This window comes from Pseudomonas sp. 21LCFQ02 (assembly GCF_024129895.2).
In the GTDB taxonomy this organism is placed as follows: Bacteria; Pseudomonadota; Gammaproteobacteria; order Pseudomonadales; family Pseudomonadaceae; genus Aquipseudomonas.
This window is the reverse complement of sequence record NZ_CM178749.1, coordinates 2344414-2364947: the sequence shown is the minus strand read 5'-3', so window position 1 is coordinate 2364947 and position 20534 is coordinate 2344414. Positions and strand designations below refer to the sequence as shown.

Annotated in this window: 8 protein-coding genes; 2 read left to right on the top strand and 6 right to left on the bottom strand. The window is 64.3% G+C overall.

The features are described 5' to 3' along the window. The first annotated feature begins 78 nt into the window (after positions 1–78). Complete coding sequence (locus tag NJC40_RS10665; protein WP_253142213.1) at positions 79–1035, top strand: siderophore-interacting protein; 957 nt, start codon at positions 79–81, stop codon at positions 1033–1035. Positions 1036–1151: 116 nt separating this feature from the next. Here the strand turns inward: NJC40_RS10665 and NJC40_RS10660 are convergent, their stop codons facing one another. The 4 genes from NJC40_RS10660 to NJC40_RS10645 all read right to left on the bottom strand — a co-directional run bounded on the left by NJC40_RS10660 (position 1152) and on the right by NJC40_RS10645 (position 16901). Next, positions 1152–1925, bottom strand: a complete 774-nt coding sequence (locus NJC40_RS10660) for a thioesterase II family protein (RefSeq protein WP_253142212.1) — start codon at positions 1923–1925, stop codon at positions 1152–1154. A 10-nt stretch (positions 1926–1935) separates the two neighbouring features. Continuing rightward, positions 1936–2181: an MbtH family protein gene (locus NJC40_RS10655; RefSeq protein WP_045487557.1), complete on the bottom strand. Its 246-nt coding sequence runs from the start codon at positions 2179–2181 to the stop codon at positions 1936–1938. 219 nt (positions 2182–2400) lie between these two features. Beyond that, the gene (locus tag NJC40_RS10650) at positions 2401–3798 is read right to left on the bottom strand and encodes an aspartate aminotransferase family protein (RefSeq protein WP_253142211.1); all 1398 of its coding nucleotides are present in this window, start codon (positions 3796–3798) and stop codon (positions 2401–2403) included. A 167-nt stretch (positions 3799–3965) separates the two neighbouring features. Then, the gene (locus NJC40_RS10645) at positions 3966–16901 is read right to left on the bottom strand and encodes a non-ribosomal peptide synthase/polyketide synthase (RefSeq protein ID WP_253142210.1); all 12936 of its coding nucleotides are present in this window, start codon (positions 16899–16901) and stop codon (positions 3966–3968) included. 265 nt (positions 16902–17166) lie between these two features. Here NJC40_RS10645 and NJC40_RS10640 point away from each other — a divergent pair, with 265 nt between their 5' ends. After that, entirely contained in the window at positions 17167–17709 is a 543-nt protein-coding gene (locus NJC40_RS10640; RefSeq protein ID WP_045487548.1) for an RNA polymerase factor sigma-70, read from the top strand. A 350-nt stretch (positions 17710–18059) separates the two neighbouring features. Here the strand turns inward: NJC40_RS10640 and NJC40_RS10635 are convergent, their stop codons facing one another. Next, complete coding sequence (locus NJC40_RS10635) at positions 18060–18986, bottom strand: cation diffusion facilitator family transporter (RefSeq protein WP_045487545.1); 927 nt, start codon at positions 18984–18986, stop codon at positions 18060–18062. A 4-nt stretch (positions 18987–18990) separates the two neighbouring features. Next, entirely contained in the window at positions 18991–20508 is a 1518-nt protein-coding gene (locus NJC40_RS10630; protein ID WP_253142209.1) for an APC family permease, read from the bottom strand. Positions 20509–20534: the final 26 nt, after the last annotated feature.

The window sequence follows — 20534 nt, the reverse complement described above, 5'->3', positions numbered from 1 at the left end:
CAGCGGCCGCAGGACGCACTAAATCCGGGCAAGGCGTATTCGTCAGCACCCTAATCCCCTCGACAAAGGCGGCGCCCCATGTCTTCCCTGACACAAACCCTGCGCAACGCTGTGCAGAAGATCATCCCGAGCAAAAAGCCCAGCTACCGGATCTTCGATCTCGAGCTCAAGCAACGCATCGAGATCAGCCCATCGCTGACCCGCTTTGTCTTCAGCGGTCCTGAAGTGCATCTGATGAACACCCTGGCGCCCGACCAGCGGGTCAAGATGCTGTTCCCGGGCCCGGACGGTTTGTCGCCCCAACTCCCCCACGAAGGCAACTGGCACCAGACCCTGCGCGGCCTGCCAGCAGAGAAAAAGCCGCCGATGCGCACCTACACCATCCGCGCCCTGCGCCGTGAGCAGGCCGAAGTGGATGTGGAGTTCGTGCTGCATGGCGAGACGGGTCCGGCGTCGAGCTGGGCAACCCATGCCAGGCCCGGTGACCGCTTGCAGATGGTTGCGCCGGATGGCGCGCAAGGCGGCGATCCGGGCGGTTATGAATGGCAGCCACCGGCAGGCATCCGGCATGTGTTGCTGATTGGCGATGAAACGGCGCTGCCAGCGATCGCCGGAATCCTTGAGCAGTTGAGCGACTGGCCGCAGCCACCGCAAGTGCAGGCGTTTATCGAGGTGCCGCATGCCACGGACCGTCAGCAGATCCGCCAACCGGCCAATGCTCAGGTGAACTGGCTGGTCCGTGATGAGCTGGGGCTGGGTCATGGCGAGGGTATGCGCCGCGCCGCGCTGGAGCTGGCCACGCTGCCGGAATCGGCGGCACGAGCCGCTAAACCGCAGAAGCTTGCAGAGGTGGATGTGGATACACAGATTCTTTGGGATCTGGCCAGGCCGGCCGATCAGGAATTTTATGCCTGGGTGGCTGGTGAGTCAGCGGCGGTCATGACGATCCGTCGGCACCTGGTCGGTGAGCTGGGGCTGGATAAACGCGCGCTGACCTTCATGGGTTACTGGCGGCTGGGGCGAGTTCTGGACTGAGGCGTCTGGTGGCTAAAACAAATGCCATCCGGTCGGAGGTCGTGATTTGGAATACTGTGGGAACGAGCGGGCGGCGATCCGTCTCGCTCGTGAAGGCTATGTACCAGGCGCCACATTTATAGCGCCTGGCACACAGCCTTCGCGACCAAGGTCGCTCCCACATCTGTGAGCCTCTGATATTTGCGTAAATCCACTTCCAGACTGGAGCGCAGAATCCGCAGCACCTTGGCTTCTTGCTCATGGATGAAGAAGTGCTTGCCCGGCAGCATTTCCAGAGAGAAGTTGGCGCTGCTCTCCAGTTGCCAGGCGATCAACTGCTCCTGGGTGGCCTTGTCTTCCTTGCCGCCCAGTACATGGACCGGGCAGCTCAGACGCGGTCGTTGCCGATACTCATAAATTCCGCACAGACGAAAATCCGCCCGCAGAATGGGCAGCGTCAGGGCCATCAGCTCGTCGTTGTCCAGCACCTCTTGCGGGGTGCCGTTGAGCTCGCGCAGTTCGGTCTTGAGTTCGTCGTCGGTCTTCGGGTCGGCAAAGCCTTTGGCATAGTCGTCGCGCTGGCTCGGCGCGGCGGTGCCGGAGGCGAACAGTGAGACCGGCTCGGGCGCGCCAAACTCGCGCAGGGCATGGGCCATCTCAAAGGCCAGCAGCGCGCCGAGGCTGTGCCCGAACAAGGCGTAAGGGCCGTTGATGCGCGGAATCAGTTCCTTGACCAGTTGCCGGGCCAGGGCCTGCATGTCGGTCTGCAGCGGCTCGCCGAGGCGCGCGCCACGACCGGGCAGCTCGACTGGCTGCACGCTCAGCCACTCGGGCAGCTTGCGCCGCCAGCGGCTATAGACCATGGCGCTGGCGCCAGAATACGGCAGGCAGAAGAGTTGCACGGTTGTCATGCTGCGAGCCTCAGTGAGCGGCCTGGGCTTCTTGCTTGAGGCGCGCCTGCTCTTCCATGTGTTTGCGCAGGCTCAGCGGGCGCATGTCGGTCCAGACTTCTTCGATGTAGGCCAGGCACTCTTTCTTGAAGCCGCTCTTGCCCACGGTGCGCCAGCCGTTCGGAATTTCCTTGTAGTCAGGCCAGATGGAGTACTGCTCTTCGTGGTTGACCACCACCTGGAACAGGATGTCTTCACGATCGAATACTGAGGTCATGGGTGTAGCTCCGTAGTAAGGCTGAAGGTCGCGAGCGGCGCCAGGCCAGCTCTAAGTGTTAAACGAGTGATGCGAAAAAAAATTAAGTCTGCATGGAAGCCGCAGATCACAGAGCGAACCGGCAGTTGCCGCCGGTTGCTGCGATGTCTGTACAGAACATGCGGTGGTTTGCCCGGCCCTTTCGCGAGCAGAGTTCGCTCCCACCGGGTACACACACCATCAGGCTGAGAGAATCGCCGCCTGCACGGCCTTGGCAAAGATCCGCCCGACCTGGTCGACCTGTTCGGCGCTGATGATCAGCGGTGGCAGAAAACGCACCACGCTGCCGTGGCGGCCGCCCAGTTCGAGGATCAACCCACGTTTGAGGCATTCGCGCTGAACCCGACTGGCCAGCGCGCCGTTGTGCGGTGCATGGCCCTGGGCATCCGGTTTGCCGTCGGGGTCGACCAGTTCAACGCCAAGCATCAACCCCAGGCCGCGTACATCGCCCAGTTGCGGTACGCGCTGTTGCAGCTCGAGCAGGTGGCTGCGCAGGCGCTGGCCCATGTCGGCGGCGTGCTGCACCAGGTTGTGTTGTTCGATGTAGCGGATCACCGCCGAGCCTGCGGCCATGGCCATCTGGTTGCCGCGGAAAGTGCCGGCGTGGGCGCCGGGCTGCCAGGCATCGAGCCAGTCCTGGTAGACCATCACCGCCAGCGGCAGGCTGCCGCCGATGGCTTTGGACATCACTACCACGTCGGGGATGATGCCGGCGTGTTCGAAGGCGAACAGTTTACCGGTGCGGGCGAAGCCGCTCTGGATTTCGTCGATGATCAGCGGAATCTTGTGCCGGGCGGTGATCTCGCGCAGGCCGCATAGCCAGCTGTTGGCCGCCGGAATCACTCCGCCTTCGCCCTGCACCACTTCAACGATGATCCCCGCCGGTGGCTGGACGCCGCTTTCCGGGTCGCTGAGCAGGTTTTCCAGGTAATGCAGGTTGGTCTGCACCCCGGCTTCGCTACCCTGGCCGAACGGGCAGCGGTAGTCGTAGGGGAATGGCATGAACTGCACGCCGGTGCTGAGCAGCGAACCCAGCGGGGTTTTGGCCTTGAGGTTGCCCATCAGGCTCAGCGCGCCCTGGCTCATGCCGTGGTAGCCGCCGTGGAAGGCCAATACGGTGCTGCGACCGGTGGCGATGCGCACCAGCTTCAATGCAGCTTCCACTGCGTCGGTGCCGGTGGGGCCGGTGAACTGGATCTTGGCCTTGGCCGACAGCGCAGGCGGCAGTACGGCAAACAGGTCCTGGACGAAGCGGTCCTTGATCGGCGTGCTGAGGTCCAGGGTGTGCAGCGGCAGTTCGTCGTCGAGCACCTGACGAATGGCGTCGGTGATCACCGGGTGGTTATGCCCCAAGGCCAGGGTCCCGGCGCCGGCCAGGCAGTCGATGAAGATCCGCCCTTCGACGTCTTCGACATGAATGCCACGGGCGCGCTTGAGCGCCAGCGGAATGCGTCGCGGGTAGCTGCGGGCATTGGATTCCTGCTGCTTTTGCCGGGCCAGGATGGGGTTGTCTTCGAAGTGGTAATCCTTGTCTTCGTCCTGGGCCTTGGTCGGGCTTTCGGCAAACGCTGTGCTCATGGTTGCGCTCCTGGATACGGTTAAAAGCCGTGATGTAGCTGATTAAATCTGTAGGAGCGACCTTGGTCGCGAAGACGGACTGCCAGGCGATAGAGATGTATCGCCTGGCCAGGCCCTTTCGCGAGCAAGCTCGCTCCCACAGGTGTTCACCTGATTAATCGGTACGGTTACAACGCCTCCAGCCTCGCCATCAGGTCGTCAATGGCGCTGACTTTTTCTTCGGTCAGGGCGGCGCCGTCGAGTTTTTCGATGTGCTGCGCCAGTTCCTGCACGGTGCTGCACTCGAACATGGCCCGCAGCGGGACGCTGCGTTGCAGGGTCTGTTGCACACGCGAGGCGATCTGGGTGGCGAGCAGCGAGTGGCCGCCGAGGTCGAAGAAGTTGTCGGTGATGCCGACGTTCTCGACGCCCAGCACGTCGCTCCAGATCTGCGCCAGGGTGGTTTCCAGTTCGCTGGTCGGTGCCTGGTAGTGCTGGCTGGCGTTGAACTCCAGGGCTGGCAGGGCCTTGCGGTCGAGTTTGCCGTTGGGGTTGAGCGGCAGCTTGTCGAGCAACTGCCAGTGACGCGGCACCATGTACTCGGGCAGGGTCTGCGCCAGGTGGGCCTTGAGTGCGTCAACATCAACCGCGTCGTCACGACCGACCAGGTAGCCGACCAGGTAATGGCCGGTGGCGGTGTGCTGCGCGGCCACGGCGCCGTCGCGGATCTGTGGCCACTGGCGCAGCCGGGCTTCGATCTCGCCCAGTTCGATGCGGTAGCCACGGATCTTGACCTGATGGTCGGCGCGGCCAACGTATTCGAGCACGCCGTCGTTGCGCCGCCGGGCCAGGTCGCCGCTGCGGTACAGGCGCTCGCCGGGGGCACCGAACGGGTTGGGCAGGTAGCTGCTGGCGGTGCGCAGCGGGTCGTTCAGGTAGCCACGGCCGACGCCGGTGCCGGCAATGAACAGCTCGCCATGGGCCAGGGCGGCCACCGCCTGCAGTTCTTCGTCGAGGACATACAGGCGGTTGTTGTCGGTCGGGGTACCGATCGGCAGGTAGCTGCCGGCGGTGGAGGCTTGATCGACCGGGAACAGCGCCACGTCGTCGGAACATTCGGCCGGGCCGTAGGCGTTGACCAGCGTGACCTGTGGATAACGCTCCAGCCACTGGCGAGCCAGCGCCGGCGGCATGGCTTCACCGGTCGGCAGCAACCAGCGCAGTGCGCTCAGGTCGGCCTGGGGCTCGGCCAGCAGGCTCTGGATCAATGACGGTACGCTTTCCAGCACGGTGATGCCGGTTGCGCGAACGTGGCTGAGCAGCGCGGCCGGGTCGTGGGCGATCAGGTCCGGGACGATCTCGACCCTGGCGCCGCACAGCCCGGCGGCGAGGAACTGCCACACCGAGATATCAAAGCTCTGCGAGGCGGTCTGGGCGATCACCGAGTGTTCGTCGAGGCCAAAATACGGCACCTTGCTCAACTGGTTGTTGAGCATGCCGGCCTGGTGCACGGCCACGCCCTTGGGCACGCCAGTGGAACCGGAGGTGTAGATCACGTAGGCCAGGTGCTGGCCGCTGACCGGGACGTTCGGCGCGGTCTCGTTACCCGAACCTTGCTGAACCTCGTCCCAGACCAGCAGTTTTGGCCGGCCCGTGGCGCAGCCCAGTTCTTCGAGCAGTTGCTCGGCCAGCTCACGACAGGCCGCGCTGCACACCAGCACGTCGGCGGCGCTGGTGTCGATGATCTGCGCCAGCCGCTGCTGCGGGTGCGCCGGGTCCAGCGGCAGGTAACCGGCACCGGCTTTGAGCGTGCCGTTGATCATGCCCAGCAGCGCCAGGCTGCGTTCGGCGAGAAGCGCCACTGGCTGGTCGGGCTGCACCCCGGCCGCCAGCAACGCATGCCCCAGGCGATTGGCACGGCGCTCCAGCTCAGCGTAACTCCACGCTTCGCCCTGGCAGGCGGCGGCGATGCGCTGCGGATGGGCGGCCACTTGTGCCTCGAACAGCGGCACGTAGCCCTGTTCGAAGGGGTAGCTGCGTTCGCTACGGTTGCAGTCTTCGGTCAGCAAGCGGCGCTCGTCGTCGCCCAACAGCGGTAGCGCGGCGAAGTCCTGGTCGAAGCCGTCGGCCAGGGCCAGCAGCAAGCGCTGGAAGTCGCCGAGCAGGCGCTGCACGGTCGGCTCGTCGAAGAAGCGCTGGTCATAGGACAGGTGCAGGCCGAGGTCGTCACCGGGGTAGCAGACCACAGTCAGCGGGTAGTTGGTGTGGGTACGGCCGGAGCCAGAGCGCGCATTGAGGCCTTCGGCGCCCTGCAACACGGTGGCGTCTACCGGCGCGTTCTCGAACACGAACAGACTGTCGAACAGTGGCTGGCCCTTGGGCAGTTCACTGCATTCCTGAATGCTGACCAGCGGCAGGTGCTCATGCTCGCGCAGTTCAAGATTGCGCTCGAACACCTGTTGCAGCCACTGACGCACGCTTAAGGACTCGCCGGCGGCCGGCATCGGCACGCGCAATGGAATGCTGTTGATGAACAGGCCGACGCAGTTCTGCATCTGCGGCAGGCTGGCCGGGCGACCGGCCACGGTGACGCCGAACAGCACATCACGCTCGCCGCTGTAGCGACGCAATACCAGCGACCAGGCAGCCTGGGCGAACGTGTTGACGGTCAACTGGTGCTGCTGCGCCAGTTCCCGCAGGCGTGCGCCCTGCTCTGCTTGCAGACGGCTGTACACATCGCCGACGCGCATGCCGCCGTTGTCGTGGAGGATCGGCCGGTCGCTGGGGATCAGGGTCGGGCGTTCGAAGCCGGCCAGCGCCTGTTGCCAGTATTCACGGGACTGCGCCAGGCCCTGATGATGCAGCCAGGAGATAAACTCGCGATAACGCGGCGGTGTCGGCAAGTTGGCCTCGCGGCCTTCACCGAGCGCCTGATAGAAGGCGAAGAAGTCGCCCATCATGATCGAACGGCACCAGGCATCGATCAGGATGTGGTGGTTGCTCATGATGAACCAGTGCCGGTCATTGGCCAGACGAATCAGGCGCAGGCGCAGTGGCGGGGTTTGCAGCAGTTCGAAACCGGCCAGCCGCTCCTCTTCCAGCAATTGTTGCAGACGGGCCTCATGGCCGTCTGGCGGCAAGGCGCTCCAGTCGAGCAATTCCACACCGTCACCATCACCACGGTGGATGATCTGCAGCATCTGCTCGCCGGTGCTCCACACAAACGAGGCGCGCAACGCTTCGTGACGGGCCACCACCGCGCGCCAGGCACGGTCGAAGCGCTCGACGTCCAGCTCGCTGTCGATGCTGTAGCGGTCCTGCATGAAGTAGATGCCGGTTCCGGATTCGAGCAGGGTGTGCAGCAGCATGCCCTCTTGCATCGGGGTCAGCGGGAACACATCGTCGATGGCCTTGAACGGCAGCGGCAGTGCATCGAGCTGGGCTTGATTCAATCGCGCCAGCGGGAAGTCCGACGGCGTGACGCCACCGGCTTCGGGAGCCAGGCAGTGGGCGATCAAGGCGCGCAGTTCGGTTTGATAATCGGCAGCCAGACGTTCGATGGTCGCGGTGTCGAACAGTTGCTCACTGAAGGTCCAGCGCAGGGTCAGTTCACCGCCGTACACCTGGCCGTCGACGCTGAGCCAGTTGGGCAATGCGGCATCGGCGACATGCTGGGCGCCACCGGCTTCGTCCAGCGGGCGCAACAGGGCGTCGTCGGCAAAGCCCTGATCGAACTGCCCCAGGTAGTTGAAGGTGATTCGTGCTTGCGGCAACGCTGCCATGGCCTGGCGGCTACCGGCATCGGCCAGGTAGCGCAACACGCCGTAACCCAGACCTTTGTGCGGCACGCTGCGCAGCTGTTCCTTGATCGCCTTGAGGCTCTCACCCGGCTCAGCGGCAGGTTGCAGACGCAAGGTGTAGGCACTGGTGAACCAGCCGACCGTGCGGCTCAGGTCGATGTCGTCGAACAGCTCTTCACGACCGTGGCCTTCCAGTTGCACCAGCGCCGAGTCGCGGCCGGTCCAGGCACACAGGGTGCGGGCCAGGGCGCTGAGCAGCAGGTCATCGACCCGCGCCCGGTAGGCCTGCGGGGCCTGGTGCAGCAATTGCCGGGTGGTGTCGGCATCCAGGCTCAGGCTGACCCGCCGTGCATCGCGCTCCAGGTTCGGCTGGCCGACGCGGTCCAGCGGCAGGTCACCCTGCGCGCCATGCAACCGGGTCTGCCACCAATCCAGTTCTTCTCGCAGCGACTCGCTGCCGGCATAGGCCTGCAAGCGCCCGGCCCAGTCGCGCAGCGAGCTGGTCTTGGCCGGCAGTTGCGCTTGCTCGGCGCTTTCCAGTTGCTGATAGAGGTTGTGCAGGTCTTCCAGCAGCACCCGCCACGACACACCGTCCACCGCCAGGTGATGCACCGCGATTAGCAGGCGATCCTGCTCACCGGGAATCAGCACCGCACGCAGCAACGGACCGCTTTGCAGATCGAGGCTCTGCTGGGCCTGTTCGAAGATCGCCAGACGTTGTTCAGCGTTGTCGGCCAGGCGCACCCAGAGCAGTTCCTGGCTCGGGTCATGGGCGACGAATTGCGCACTCGCGCCATCGGTCAAGCGTAGCCGCAGCGCATCGTGGTGGCTGACCAGGGTTTGCAGCGCCTGTTCCAACAGCGTGGCTTGCAACGGTCGCGCAGCCTGGAGCAGCAGCGACTGGTTCCAGTGCTGCGGGTTGGCCTGCTGTTGCTCGACGAACCAGTGCTGGATCGGCGTCAGGCCGGTTGCGCCCAGCACCGGGCCTTGATCGATGCTCAACCGCTCGGTCTGCCGCGCCGCGGTGGCCAGGGTGCGCACGGTCTGGTGCAGGAACAGGTCTTTGGCACTGAAGTGCACGCCGGCCTGGCGGGCGCGGCTGACCACCTGAATGGACAGGATCGAGTCGCCGCCCAAGGCAAAGAAGTTGTCGTCGATCCCTACCCGCGCCACGCCCAGCACCGACTGCCAGACCTGCGCCAGGCTCTGCTCCACAACATTGCGCGGCGCCTGATAGTCGCTCTGCGCGGCGCTGAGGTCCGGTTGCGGCAGGGCACGGCGGTCGAGTTTGCCGTTGGCGGTCAGCGGGAATTGCTCCAGCAGCATCAGGTGCGCGGGCACCATGTGCTCGGGCAAGGCGCTGTGCAGTTGCGCCTTGAGTTGCTCGACCAGTTCACTGGCCGCCACCCCGTCCTCACTCAACAGGTAACCGACCAGTTGCTTGCCCGACGGGCCGTCGAGGGCCAGCACCACGGCTTCACGCACCTGTTCATGGGCCAGCAGGCAGGCTTCGATTTCACCCAGCTCAATGCGGAAGCCGCGCACCTTGACCTGCTGGTCGATACGCCCGAGGTATTCCAGCTGACCGTCGCTGCCCTGGCATACCAGGTCGCCGGTGCGGTACATCCGCCCGCCCGTTGCGGCAAATGGATCAGCGACAAAGCGCTCGGCGCTCATGGCGGCGCGGCCCCCCGAGTAGCCACTAGCCCAGTAGCCACGGGCCAGACCGTACCCACCGACATATAGCTCGCCAATGGCACCGGCTGGCACCAAGGCCAGGTCAGCATCCAGTACGTACAGGCTGCGGCTGCCGACGACGCGGCCAATCGGTACGCTGCCCAGCCCTTGCGGCAATTGCGCAGGCGCAGTGCTGGCGGTGGGCATGACCACGGTTTCGGTCGGGCCGTAGGCGTTGATCACTGTTTGCGGGGTAAAGCTGTCGCGCAGGTTATGCAGATGCTCCGGGGTCAGCGCTTCGCCGCCGGTGATGATCAGCCGTACCGGCAGGGTTTCGTCGTGGCTGCGCAGCCATTGGGCCAATTGCCCGCCATAGCTTGGGGTAAAGCCCAGCACGTTGATGTTATGGGTGCGGATCAGGCCGCACACCGACTCGGCATCCCACTGGCCTTGCTCACGCAGCACCACTTCGGCGCCGAACAGCAGCGGCACCAACAGGCGTTCGCTGGCGGCGTCGAAGTTTATCGAATAGAAGTGCAGTTCGCAGTCTGCCGGGTTGGTGGCGAACAGTTCACCCACCGCTTGCAGGTGCATGGCCAGCGGCCCCTGGGTCACCGCCACGCCCTTGGGCAGGCCGGTGGAACCGGAGGTGTAGATCAGGTAGGCCAGATGTTCCGGCTGGCTGCGTTCTGGCAGGTTAGTGCCGGGGTAGTCGGCCAACGCAGCGCTGTCCTGCTCCAGGCTCCAGGCCTGCACACCCGCCGGCAGCGGCGCCAGTTGGGCGAACAGCGCGTCATGCCCGAGCAATACGCTGATGCCGCTGTCTTCGATCATGTAGCTCAGCCGCTGTTGCGGGTACTCCGGGTCCAGCGGCACGTAAGCGCCACCGGCCTTGAGCACCGCCAGCAGGCCAACCACCATGTCCAGCGAGCGGCGCAGGGCCAGGCCCACCCGGACCTCCGGGCCGACGCCCAGCTCGACCAGCCGATGGGCCAGGCGATTGGCGCGGCTGTTGAGTTCGGCGTAGCTCAGCGACTGGCCCGCGCAGGTCACCGCACGGCCATCCGGTGTGGCGCCAGCCTGGGCCTGGAACAGTGCCTGCACGCTGGCCGGAATCGGGTTCAGCTCAGTGCCACGTCCGTTGTCCAGCAATGCCTGACGATCAGCCGCGCTCAACAGCGGCAGTTCGCTCAGGCGGGTGTCCGGGTCAGCGAGCATGGCGCGCAGCAGTTGCTGCCAGTGCTCGGCCATGGCTTCGATGCGCGCGGCGTCGAACAGGTCGGTGCTGTAAGTCAGGCAGCAGCGCAGTTGCGCGTCAAAGTCGGTGACTTCCAGGTTGAGATCGAACTTGGTGGCGCGGGCGTCGTTGACCAGGTAATCCACCTGCACCCCGCCGGCCAGTTCGCGCTGCTGCTGGAACTCCCAGCGCTGCACGTTGCACATCACCTGAAACAGCGGGTTGAACGCGGCGCTGCGCTGCGGCTGCAGGGCTTCGACCAGATGATCGAACGGGATGTCCTGATGCGACTGACCGTCGATGGCCACCTGGCGCACCTGCTCCAGCAGTTCGCTGACCCGCATCTGGCCATGCGGCTGGATGCGCAGCACCTGGGTGTTGAGGAAGGCGCCGATCAGCCCTTCGCTTTCCGGGCGGATCCGGTTGGCCAACGGCACGCCAATGCGCAGATCGTCTTGGCCGCCGTAGCGGTACAGCAAGGTGGCCAGTGCGGCGGTCATGGTCATGAACAGGGTCAGGCCGCGCTCACTGTTGAAGCGGCTGACCTGACGGGCCAGGTTCTCGTCCAGATCAAAGCGGTGCAATTCGCCGCGATGGCTTTGCACTGCCGGGCGCGGCCGATCGCTGGGCAGGGTCAGCAGCGGCTGTTCGCCGCCCAGTTGGCCTTGCCAGTAAGCGAGCTGGCGCTGCATCTCGCCGCCTTCCAGCCACTGGCGATGCCAGGCGCTGTAGTCCAGGTACTGCACCGGCAGCGGCGCCAGGGAGCAATCGTGACCGGCGACGAAGTCGGCATACAGCAGCGACAATTCGCGGGCAAAGATGTCCATCGCCCAGCCTTCGGTGACGATATGGTGCAGGGTGATCAGCAGGTGGTGCTCCTGCTCGCCGCTCGGCACCAGACCGCTGTTGACCAGGCAGACGCGCAGCAACGGACCGGTCTCCAGATTGAACGGCGCATGGGCCTGCTCATCGGCCAGCCGCTCGATGGTCGCCTGACGCTCAGTTGCAGGCTGGGCCGAAATGTCCAGGCGCTGCATCTGCACATCGGACTGGTCGGTCACCCGCTGCCACGGCTTGCCGTCATCACTCGGGAAGGTTGTGCGCAGGCTTTCGTGGCGCCGAATCAGCGCCTGCAAGGCACGTTCGAACGCCTCGACATTCAGCGCCCCGCGCAACCGCGCCATGCCGCCAACGTTGTAGGCCGGGCTGTCCGGGTCCATTTGCCAGAGGAACCACATGCGCTGCTGCGAATACGACAGCGGCACGCGCTGGCTGCGGTCGACCAGGGCGATGGCGCCCTGGGTGTCGCTCAGGCCCTCGGCCTGGGCCTGGGCGACCCAGGCGGCGAAGTCTTCCAGGCGCCGCGACTCGAACAGGCTGCGCAGCGGCAACTCGACCGAGAACGCCTGGCGGGCGCGGGACACAATCCGGGTGGCGAGCAGCGAATGGCCGCCCAGTTCGAAGAAATCGTCATCCAGGCCGACCTGCTGCAGGCCGAGAATTTCAGCCCAGATCGCGGCCAGCTTCTGCTCCAGCTCGTTACGCGGTGCGCGGTACTCACGCTGGGCAACATCCGGTTGCGGCAGGGCGCGACGGTCGAGCTTGCCGCTCGGGGTCAGCGGGAATTGTTCGATACGCAGGACATGCGCCGGGATCATCGGCTCCGGCAAGGCGCTGCGCAGGGCATCGCGGATACGCTCAGCCAGTGCCGCATCCGGCTCATCACCTTCAGCGACTACATAGGCGAGTAACTGGGCACCCACCGCGCCTTCGCCAAGGATCACCAGCGCCTGGCTGATTCCCGGCTGGGCGAGGATCGCGTTGCGGATTTCATCCAGTTCAATGCGTACACCGCGCAGCTTGACCTGCTCATCCAGACGCCCCAGGTACTCCAGAGCACCGTCGGCCCGCCAGCGCGCCAGGTCACCGCTGCGGTACAAGCGGCCACCGTCCTCGGCAGGCAGAAAGCGGCTAGCGGTCAGCGCTGGCTGGCCGAGGTAACCCCGGGCCAGGGCATTGCCGCCCAGCAGCAATTCGCCCCGCGCCCCCCGTGGCGCCAGTTGCCCGTCGGCGTCGTGAATCGCGGTCAGGACATTGCTCAGTGGCCGGCCGATTGGTACCCGGACGGCGGCTTCGCCGTCGCACTGCCAGTGGGTAACGTTGATCGCGGTTTCGGTCGGCCCATAGCGGTTATGCAGCGCCACCGACGGCAGGCGCTGGTGAATGCGCCGGCACAACTCGGCCGGCAGTGCTTCACCGCCGCAGAACAGGTGGCGCAGGCTGCTGCACTGGCTGAAGTGTTCCTCATCGGCGAACAGTTGCAGCAGCGGCGGCACAAAGTGCAGCAGGGTCACGCCATGCTCGCGCACCCGCTCCACCAAGCGCCGCGGATCACGATGCTCGCCATTGGCGGCCAGCACCAGACGGCTGCCGCAGATCAGCGGCAGCAGGCATTCCCATAGCGATACGTCAAAGCTCAGCGGGGCTTTTTGCAGCAGCACGTCTTGCGGGCCGACCGCGTATTCATGCTGCATCCAGGCCAGGCGTTCGATCAGCGCGCCGTAGCTGTTGCCCACCGCCTTGGGCAAGCCGGTGGAACCGGAGGTGTAAATCACATAGGCCAGGTTGTGCGGATGCACGTCGACTTGCGGACCGGCATCGGCGCCCGGCCCTTGAGCCACATCATCCAGCGCCAGGCTGGCAAGCGACTCAGGCAGCGCGAAGCCGTCGAGCACCCGGCGCTGGCCCAGCAACAGCGCCACGCCGCTGTCGCGGAGCATGTGCTGCAGGCGCTCGGCCGGGTAATCCGGGTCCAGCGGCACATAGACGGCACCGGCCTTGACGATGGCCAGCAGGCCGATCATCAGCTCCAGCGAGCGCTCGGCCAGTACCCCGACCCGCACTTCCGGGCCGATGCCCTGGGCTTGCAGGCGTAGCGCCAGTTGGTTGGCCTTGCGCTCAAGCTCGGCATAGCTCAGTGACTGGTCGCCAGACACCAGGGCGGTCTGCTCAGCGCTGGCGCCGGCCTGTTGACTCAGGCGCTGCGCCAGTTGCCAGCCAGCGGATGGCTGCGGGTTGCTGCCCCAGTGGTGCAGTTGCTCACGCTCTTGTGTGCCCAGCAGTGGCAGGTCGCCCAGCGCTTGCTGCGGCTGTGCACACACCTGCTCCAGCAAGGTCACGAAGTGGCCAGCCAGTTGCTGCACGGTGGCGGCGTCGAACAGTTCGACGGCGTAGTCGAACGACAGACGGATACGGCCCTGCGGGTCTTGCTCGCTGTGCAGTTGCAGGTCGCACTTGGCCTCGCGACTGTGCCACGGCAGCTCTTCGGCCAGCAGGCCGGGCAGACGCTTGAGGGCATCGGTATTGCGCAGTTGGTGGTTGAACATCACCTCGAAACCGGCCGCATCGCCCAGCGCGGCACTGACCTGCTCGTAGTCGATGCTCTGGTTGACCTGCGCCGCCTGTACGCTGGCGCTGACCGCCGCCAACAGGCTATGGAAGTCCTGGCGCGAATCGATTTGGGCGCGCAGCACTTGGGTGTTGATGAAGAAGCCGATCAGCCCTTGGGTTTCCAGCAGTGGACGGTTGGCGCTGGGCACCCCGACGCGAATGTCGCTTTGCCCGGTGTAGCGCTGCAACAGGGCCTGGAACGCTGCCAGCAGCAGGGTAAAGCTGCTCACCTGGCGGCTGCGGGCAAGACTGTGCAAGCGCTCACAAAGCGCCTTGTCCAGGCGCAGGCTGAGCCGCTCGGCGGCGGACACCGCTGCGCTACGCGGGCGATCCAGCGGCAGCGCCAGCGGTTCGCGCTCACCGTCCAGCGCATTGCGCCAGTAGTCGAGCTGACGCTGCTGTTCGGCGGCGTCGAAGCTGTCGCGCTGCCAGGCCGCATAGTCGGCGTACTCTACGGCCAGCGGCGCAAGTTTCAGGTCCTGGCCCTGGCTGTAGGCGGCGTACAGGCGGGCAAACTCGTCGAGCAGAATGCCCAGCGACCAGCCGTCGGCGACGATGTGCTGCAGGGTCACCAGCAGCAGGTGGTCTTCTTCGTCGAGGCTGACCAGCTTGATGCGCAGCAGCGGCCCCTGTTCCAGGTCGAAATGGCTGCGTGCTTCGGCTTCCTGAATATCCTTGGCGCGGCTTTCGCGCTCGCCAGCCGGGTGCTGGCTGAGGTCTTCGCGCAGCAGTGTCCAGTCAGCCTTGGTCAGAATGCGTTGCACAGCGGCGTCGTCTTGTTGCAGGAAGCGCGTGCGCAGCGCTTCATGACGCTGTATCAGAGTGTCGAAGGCGCGTTGCACCGCCGCCACGTCCAGTTCGCCGCGCAGGCGCAGGCCACCGGGGATGTTGTAGGCAATGCTCTGGGGTTGCAGTTGCCAGAGAAACCACAGCCGGTTCTGCGCCGCCGACTGCGCCAGCAGGCCGTCGCGTGGCAGCCGCGCGATACCGCTGTAGTGCCCTTCACGGCCCTCAACTGCGGCGATGAACTCAGCCAGGGTTGGCGCTTCATAGAGGGTGCGCAGTTGCACATCCAGGCCCAGCTCGTCGCGCAGCTCGGCGATCATCTGGATGGCCAGGATCGAGTTGCCGCCCTGACCGAAAAAGCTCGCATCAGGGGCCAATGTCTCGACCTTGAGGTATGCACACCAGCTTCGCTCGATGCGCTGTGCCAAGCTCTGAGCCGCCGAGGCTTGCGCTAGCGCACCAGAGCCGCCCTGGCGCCACAACGTGACGGCTTGCAGGCTGCCGTCCTTGAGCTGCGCGGCGCAGGCCGAGCGTTGCAATTTGCCGCTGGAGGTCTTGGGCAGGCTGCCGGGGTCCAGCAGGGCGACCAGCGTGGGCACTTCACGATGCACTTCGGCCACTGCCTGGCGGATCTGCTCGACCAGTTGCTCGGGCGCTTGCTGGTTCTGCGCCCGCCGCCCGACTTCCGCCGCCACGCCAAACGACTCGACACCTTCGTGCTGCACCGGGAACACCGAGACCCGGCCCTTGCGTACCGCCTCGACATGGCTCTCGACGGTGCGTTCGATGTCCTGTGGATAAAGATTCTGGCCACGGATGATCAGCAGGTCCTTGATCCGCCCGCTGACGTACAACTGGCCGTCCTGGATGAAGCCCAGGTCGCCGGTGCGCAGCCAGTGATGGCCGTCGCGCTCGAAAAACGCCTTGGCGGTGGCTTCAGGGTTGCGCCAGTAGCCGCGGGCCACACTCGGCCCGCCACTGCAGATCTCCCCCACCAGACCTTCCGCCAGTGCCTCGCCGGTCGCGGTATCAAGAATCAGCACCGGGTGCTGCGGCTGCGGCCAGCCACAACTGGCCAGCACACTGCCCTGCCCGACACGCGCCTGATGCCGGGCCAGCGCTTCGGCATCCAGCTGCAGGGTGTCGATGCCCTGGCCCGGACGGCTGCCGGTAACGAACAGCGTGGCTTCGGCCAGCCCGTAGCTGGCCAGGTAGTTATTGGCGTCGAAGCCGCACACGGTAAAGCGCGCGGCGAAGTCCTGCAGGCTGTCCTGACGGATCGGCTCGGCGCCGGAAAACGCCACCCGCCAACTGCGCAGGTCAAGGCCGGCCAGCTTGCTGTCGTTGATCCGCTCGCAGCACAGGCGATAGGCGAAATCGGGGCCGCCGCTGATGGTACCGCCAAAGCGGCTGATCGCCTCCAGCCAGCGCACCGGGCGTTCAAGGAAGTATTGCGGCGACATCAGCACCACCTGCACACCGCTGTAGATACCCTGCAGCAGGCCGCCAATCAGGCCCATGTCGTGGTACAGCGGCAACCAGCTGACGATCACATCGCGGTCGATCGCGTAGCCCTGGCGGATCAGCCAGGAGTTGGCTTCCAGATTGGCATTGCTGACTTCAACGCCCTTGGGGGTCGAGGTCGAGCCTGAGGTGTATTGCAGGAACGCGATGTCCTCAGCCTTGGGTTGGTGGCTGGTCCACGGCGCGTTGATCTCGGCGCTCAGCTCATCGACGGCGAGCAGTTCGGGCAGGCGTGCGCCATGCTCGTCCTGGGTGGCAGTGAGTGCCGGCAACAGTTGCGAGGTGGTGAGGATCAGGCTCGGCTCGGCGTCGCTGATGATCGACAACAGACGCTCCAGATGCTGCGAGCGGGTCGATTCCGGCGGGTAGGCCGGTACGGCGATAACTCCGGCGTACAGGCAGGCAAAGAACGACGCCACATAGTCCGGGCCGCTGGTCAGCAGCAGCAGGGCACGGTCACCGGGCTTGAAGCGCTGCGCCAGCACGGCAGCAATGGTCTGCGCCCGGGCATCAAGTTGGCGGTAGCTGAGCACCAGGCCTTCTTCGCTGTGGCCGTCGAGAAAACGCAGGGCCGGTTCATCGCCACGCGACGCGGCATGACGCATCAGGGCGTGAGCCAGAGAAATCGGGCGCTCGAAGAAATTTGCCATCGCTGTACCTGTCCTCAATCCATGCGGTGGGGCGCGCTACCGGGGGAACAGGCAGCCGCGCTTACATAGAATCGAAGACGGGTGACAGCGGGGAAAAATTAGCCTGACGCAATGGCGTGATAGCACTTTAGGCGTGTCGTTTGAGCGCTGAAGAAAAGACTCAAAAAATAATCATTATCATTTGACACATCAGGTTACCAGCACTATTTTACTTGCGCCGCAGGGAAATCGACCTCTTTATAACCTTCGTCGCAAAGGCAAAATCATGCAGGAATATGGATCCGTAGAGCGCAATATCGAGAGTTCGACACCGACACTTTTGGAAGCCTTACTGGATAACCGTAATACCCTGATCAAGACTGCTGCCCGAATTACGGGCTGCCACAGTCGAGCTGAAGATGTGGTGCAGGACGCATTCTTGAGACTGGCCAATACCCCAAAAATGGCATTGCCGCTCAGAGCACAGATCAGTTACGTATTCCGTATTGTCCGGAATCTGGCCATTGACCACTACCGTAAGCAGGCCATGGAGCAAAAATACTCCGGTAGTGAGGAGGAAGGTTTGAACGTTGCCGTTCAAGGAGCAACTCCAGAGAGCCAGAACCTCGATCATGAAACCCTGATGATCGTCGACAAGGCCCTCAGCGAACTGCCCCAGCGCACCCGCTATGCCTTTGAATGCTACCGGCTGCACGGCATTGCGCAGAAGGACATCGCCAAGGAGCTTGGGGTCTCGCCGACCCTGGTCAACTTCATGATCCGTGATGCCATGGTGCATTGCCGCAAGGTGCTGCACGACCGCGTTTAACCGGCTGACGAAAAACCCCTAGCGTTTTCGACGGTCTGTTGATGGCGCCTGTCATTGTTTTGTTGATCGCAAGGTGCGCTGTTGCGCCTTGTCGTACAACGGCCTGATTAACGGACAAATAGCTGCGCACTCTGATCATCACCCGACAGTGTGTCGAGAACATTTAGCTTGCTGTTATTTTCTGCGACAGTGCTTTTGCAGCGCCTCTGCAAACTTATTCATTATGCATAGACTCCTGGCAAATCCTGACGGAGTCGAACAATCATTTAAACAGACGTTTGTTCATCGCTGAGTGATGAGTGCAATCAGTTATATGAAGTTTTATATCGCGTCTAAAAACGTTCCGACAATCAACGAGTCCATTGCGGATCGGTCGTAAAAGCAATCGTCAGCCAGCGGTTGGGCCCTTCCCCGCCGATCGCCTCACCCACCACCTCGCGCACCGCATCCCACTCGCCCAAGGTCCAGGCCGGCCAGTCGCTGGGCACGATGAAATACAGCTCGATCTGCCGGGCGCGGCCAACCTTGGCCACATAGGCCTGCCAGTCAAGAAAACCGTATTGAGCGACCACCTGTTCAGCCACTTCATCGACCTGCTGCTTGAGCGCTGGCGGGGTGACCATCAGCACGTCCGCCAACGCCTGAACAATGCTGCGGATCGGCAGCGGGATGATGATCAGGCAGATCACCGCCAGCACCGCCGGGTCGATATACGGACCCAGCCAGGCATGCTCGGTATCCTCCAGCAGTGCGCCGATGATGAACGCGATCAGCAAAGCCAGGGAGATGCTGCCAGACATGACCCAGGCCCTGGCATCAAGCGCGACGAAGTCCGAACCGATGCGGCGGTTGGCGCGAAACTCCAGGGCCGCGAGGCTGAAGCACACCAGGCTGGTCAGCGCGGCATAAACGATGGCGAAACCGAATTCCAGATGCCGACCGCCACTGAGCAGGCTGCCGACGGCGTTGATCAGGGCATACAGCGACACCCCGCAGAGCAGGATGCCGTTGATGCTCAGGACCATCGGCTCCAGGTGCCAGAAGCCCATATTGAAACGCTCGGCCAGCCGCCGATGGGCATCGCCGTCGGTGGTGTGGCGGCGGATCAGCGACACCACGATCAGCGCCAGCACGCTCATGCTGGCATCGGCCAGGGAGTAGACGCCATCGAAAACAATCGAGAACGACCCCGACAACAAACCGAAGACGATGCCGAAACCGGCTACCAGCACAGTGACCGCAATCGATAGCCGCAACAGGCCCTGCTCGCTCAGCATGGTTTCAAACCTCGGCCCGCAGTTGCAGCGGCGTCTGGCGTTGCAGGGTGTCGCCGGCAAAGTACTCCGGGGTCAGCCAGCGGAACACCACCATCAAGGCCACGCCGAGCAGCAGGATGACCATCGCAATGACGAACACCAGGCCCAACCCGCCGATATGCGAGCCGCTGCCGAACGCCGGCGAGGCGCTGTCCACGGCGGTCTGGGCAAAAATCACCGCCAGTGCCGCGCCACCGAGCAACGGGCAGACACCGCGCAGCAGCAAATGCCGCAGGCTGTCGAACAGGCTGCGGCGGAAGTACCAGACACAGGCGAACGCGGTCAGCGAGTAGTAGAAGCAGATCATCATGCCCAGCGCCGTGATGGTGTCGGCCAGTACGTTCTCACTGAGCAGGCGCATGCTGACGTAGAACAGCGCAGCCGCCGCCCCGGCACACAAGGTTGCAAAGCGCGGCGCCAGTGAGCGCGGGCAGATACTGGCAAAGCGCTTGGGCAGGGCCCGGTAGTAACCCATGGCAAACAGCGTGCGCGCCGGTGAAATGAACGTTGACTGCAACGACGCTGCGGTACTGGCCAGCACTGCGATGGACATCAGGATTGCCAGCGGCCCCATGACCGGGCCGGCCAGATGAGCAAAGACGTTTTCCTGGATGGTCGGGTTGCCCAGGCCAAGGCCCTGATCGGCGACCCCGGCAAAGCGCAGGGTGGCAATGGCGGTCACCAGGTACAGCGCAAGGATCACCAGCACCGTCAGCGCGGCTGCGCGACCCGGCACCGCATGGCTGCTGACCGACTCTTCGCTGACCGTCAGGCACACGTCCCAGCCCCAGAAAATGAAAATCGACAGCGACAGCCCGGCAGCAAAGGATGAAAACGAACCAATGCTCCACGGGTTGAACCAGTTGGCATCGAACTCCAGCGCCGGACCTTGCGGCGCCTCACCGAAGGCGGCGATGCAAAAGCCCAGTAACACCATCAGTTGCAACGCCACCAGCACGTACTGCACGCCCATCGTGGTGCCGATACCCCGGCAGCAGATCCACACCGCAATCCCGATGAATACGCAGCAGGTGACAATGTTGACCCCAACATGGTCACTCAGGGCGATGAGTTCTTCACGGCCGGTCAACTGGCCGAGAAACAGGTAGAAGAAATCCACCGCCACCCCGGCCAGGTTGGACAGCACGATGGTGGTCGCCGCCACCAGCCCCCAACCACCGATCCAGCCCATCATCGGCCCGAACGCCCGCGCCGACCAGGTAAACGAAGTACCGCTGTCCGGCTCGGCGGCATTGAGTTCGCGATAGCCCAGGGCGACCAGCAGCATGGGAATGAAGCCCACCAGGAAGATCGCCGGCAAATGCGCCCCCACCTCCCGCACCGTCGGCCCCAGCGCACCGGTCAGGGTGTACACCGGGGCGATGGTGGAAATGCCCAGCACCACACAGGCCAGCAGGCCCAGACTGCCACTGGCCAACCCCTTGCTGCTGGTGCTTGCACGCGTTTCGCTGTTTTGACTCATGAGTGTCCGCCGTCTTATTTGAGTTA

Bases quoted from the DNA above. Each gene is read 5' to 3' on its own strand.
- NJC40_RS10645 (WP_253142210.1), bottom strand. From the start codon at position 16,901: ATGGCAAATTTCTTCGAGCGCCCGATTTCTCTGGCTCACGCCCTGATG.
- NJC40_RS10665 (WP_253142213.1), top strand. From the start codon at position 79: ATGTCTTCCCTGACACAAACCCTGCGCAACGCTGTGCAGAAGATCATC.
- NJC40_RS10640 (WP_045487548.1), top strand. From the start codon at position 17,167: ATGCAGGAATATGGATCCGTAGAGCGCAATATCGAGAGTTCGACACCG.
- NJC40_RS10660 (WP_253142212.1), bottom strand. From the start codon at position 1,925: ATGACAACCGTGCAACTCTTCTGCCTGCCGTATTCTGGCGCCAGCGCC.
- NJC40_RS10655 (WP_045487557.1), bottom strand. From the start codon at position 2,181: ATGACCTCAGTATTCGATCGTGAAGACATCCTGTTCCAGGTGGTGGTC.
- NJC40_RS10635 (WP_045487545.1), bottom strand. From the start codon at position 18,986: ATGCTGAGCGAGCAGGGCCTGTTGCGGCTATCGATTGCGGTCACTGTG.
- NJC40_RS10630 (WP_253142209.1), bottom strand. From the start codon at position 20,508: ATGAGTCAAAACAGCGAAACGCGTGCAAGCACCAGCAGCAAGGGGTTG.
- NJC40_RS10650 (WP_253142211.1), bottom strand. From the start codon at position 3,798: ATGAGCACAGCGTTTGCCGAAAGCCCGACCAAGGCCCAGGACGAAGAC.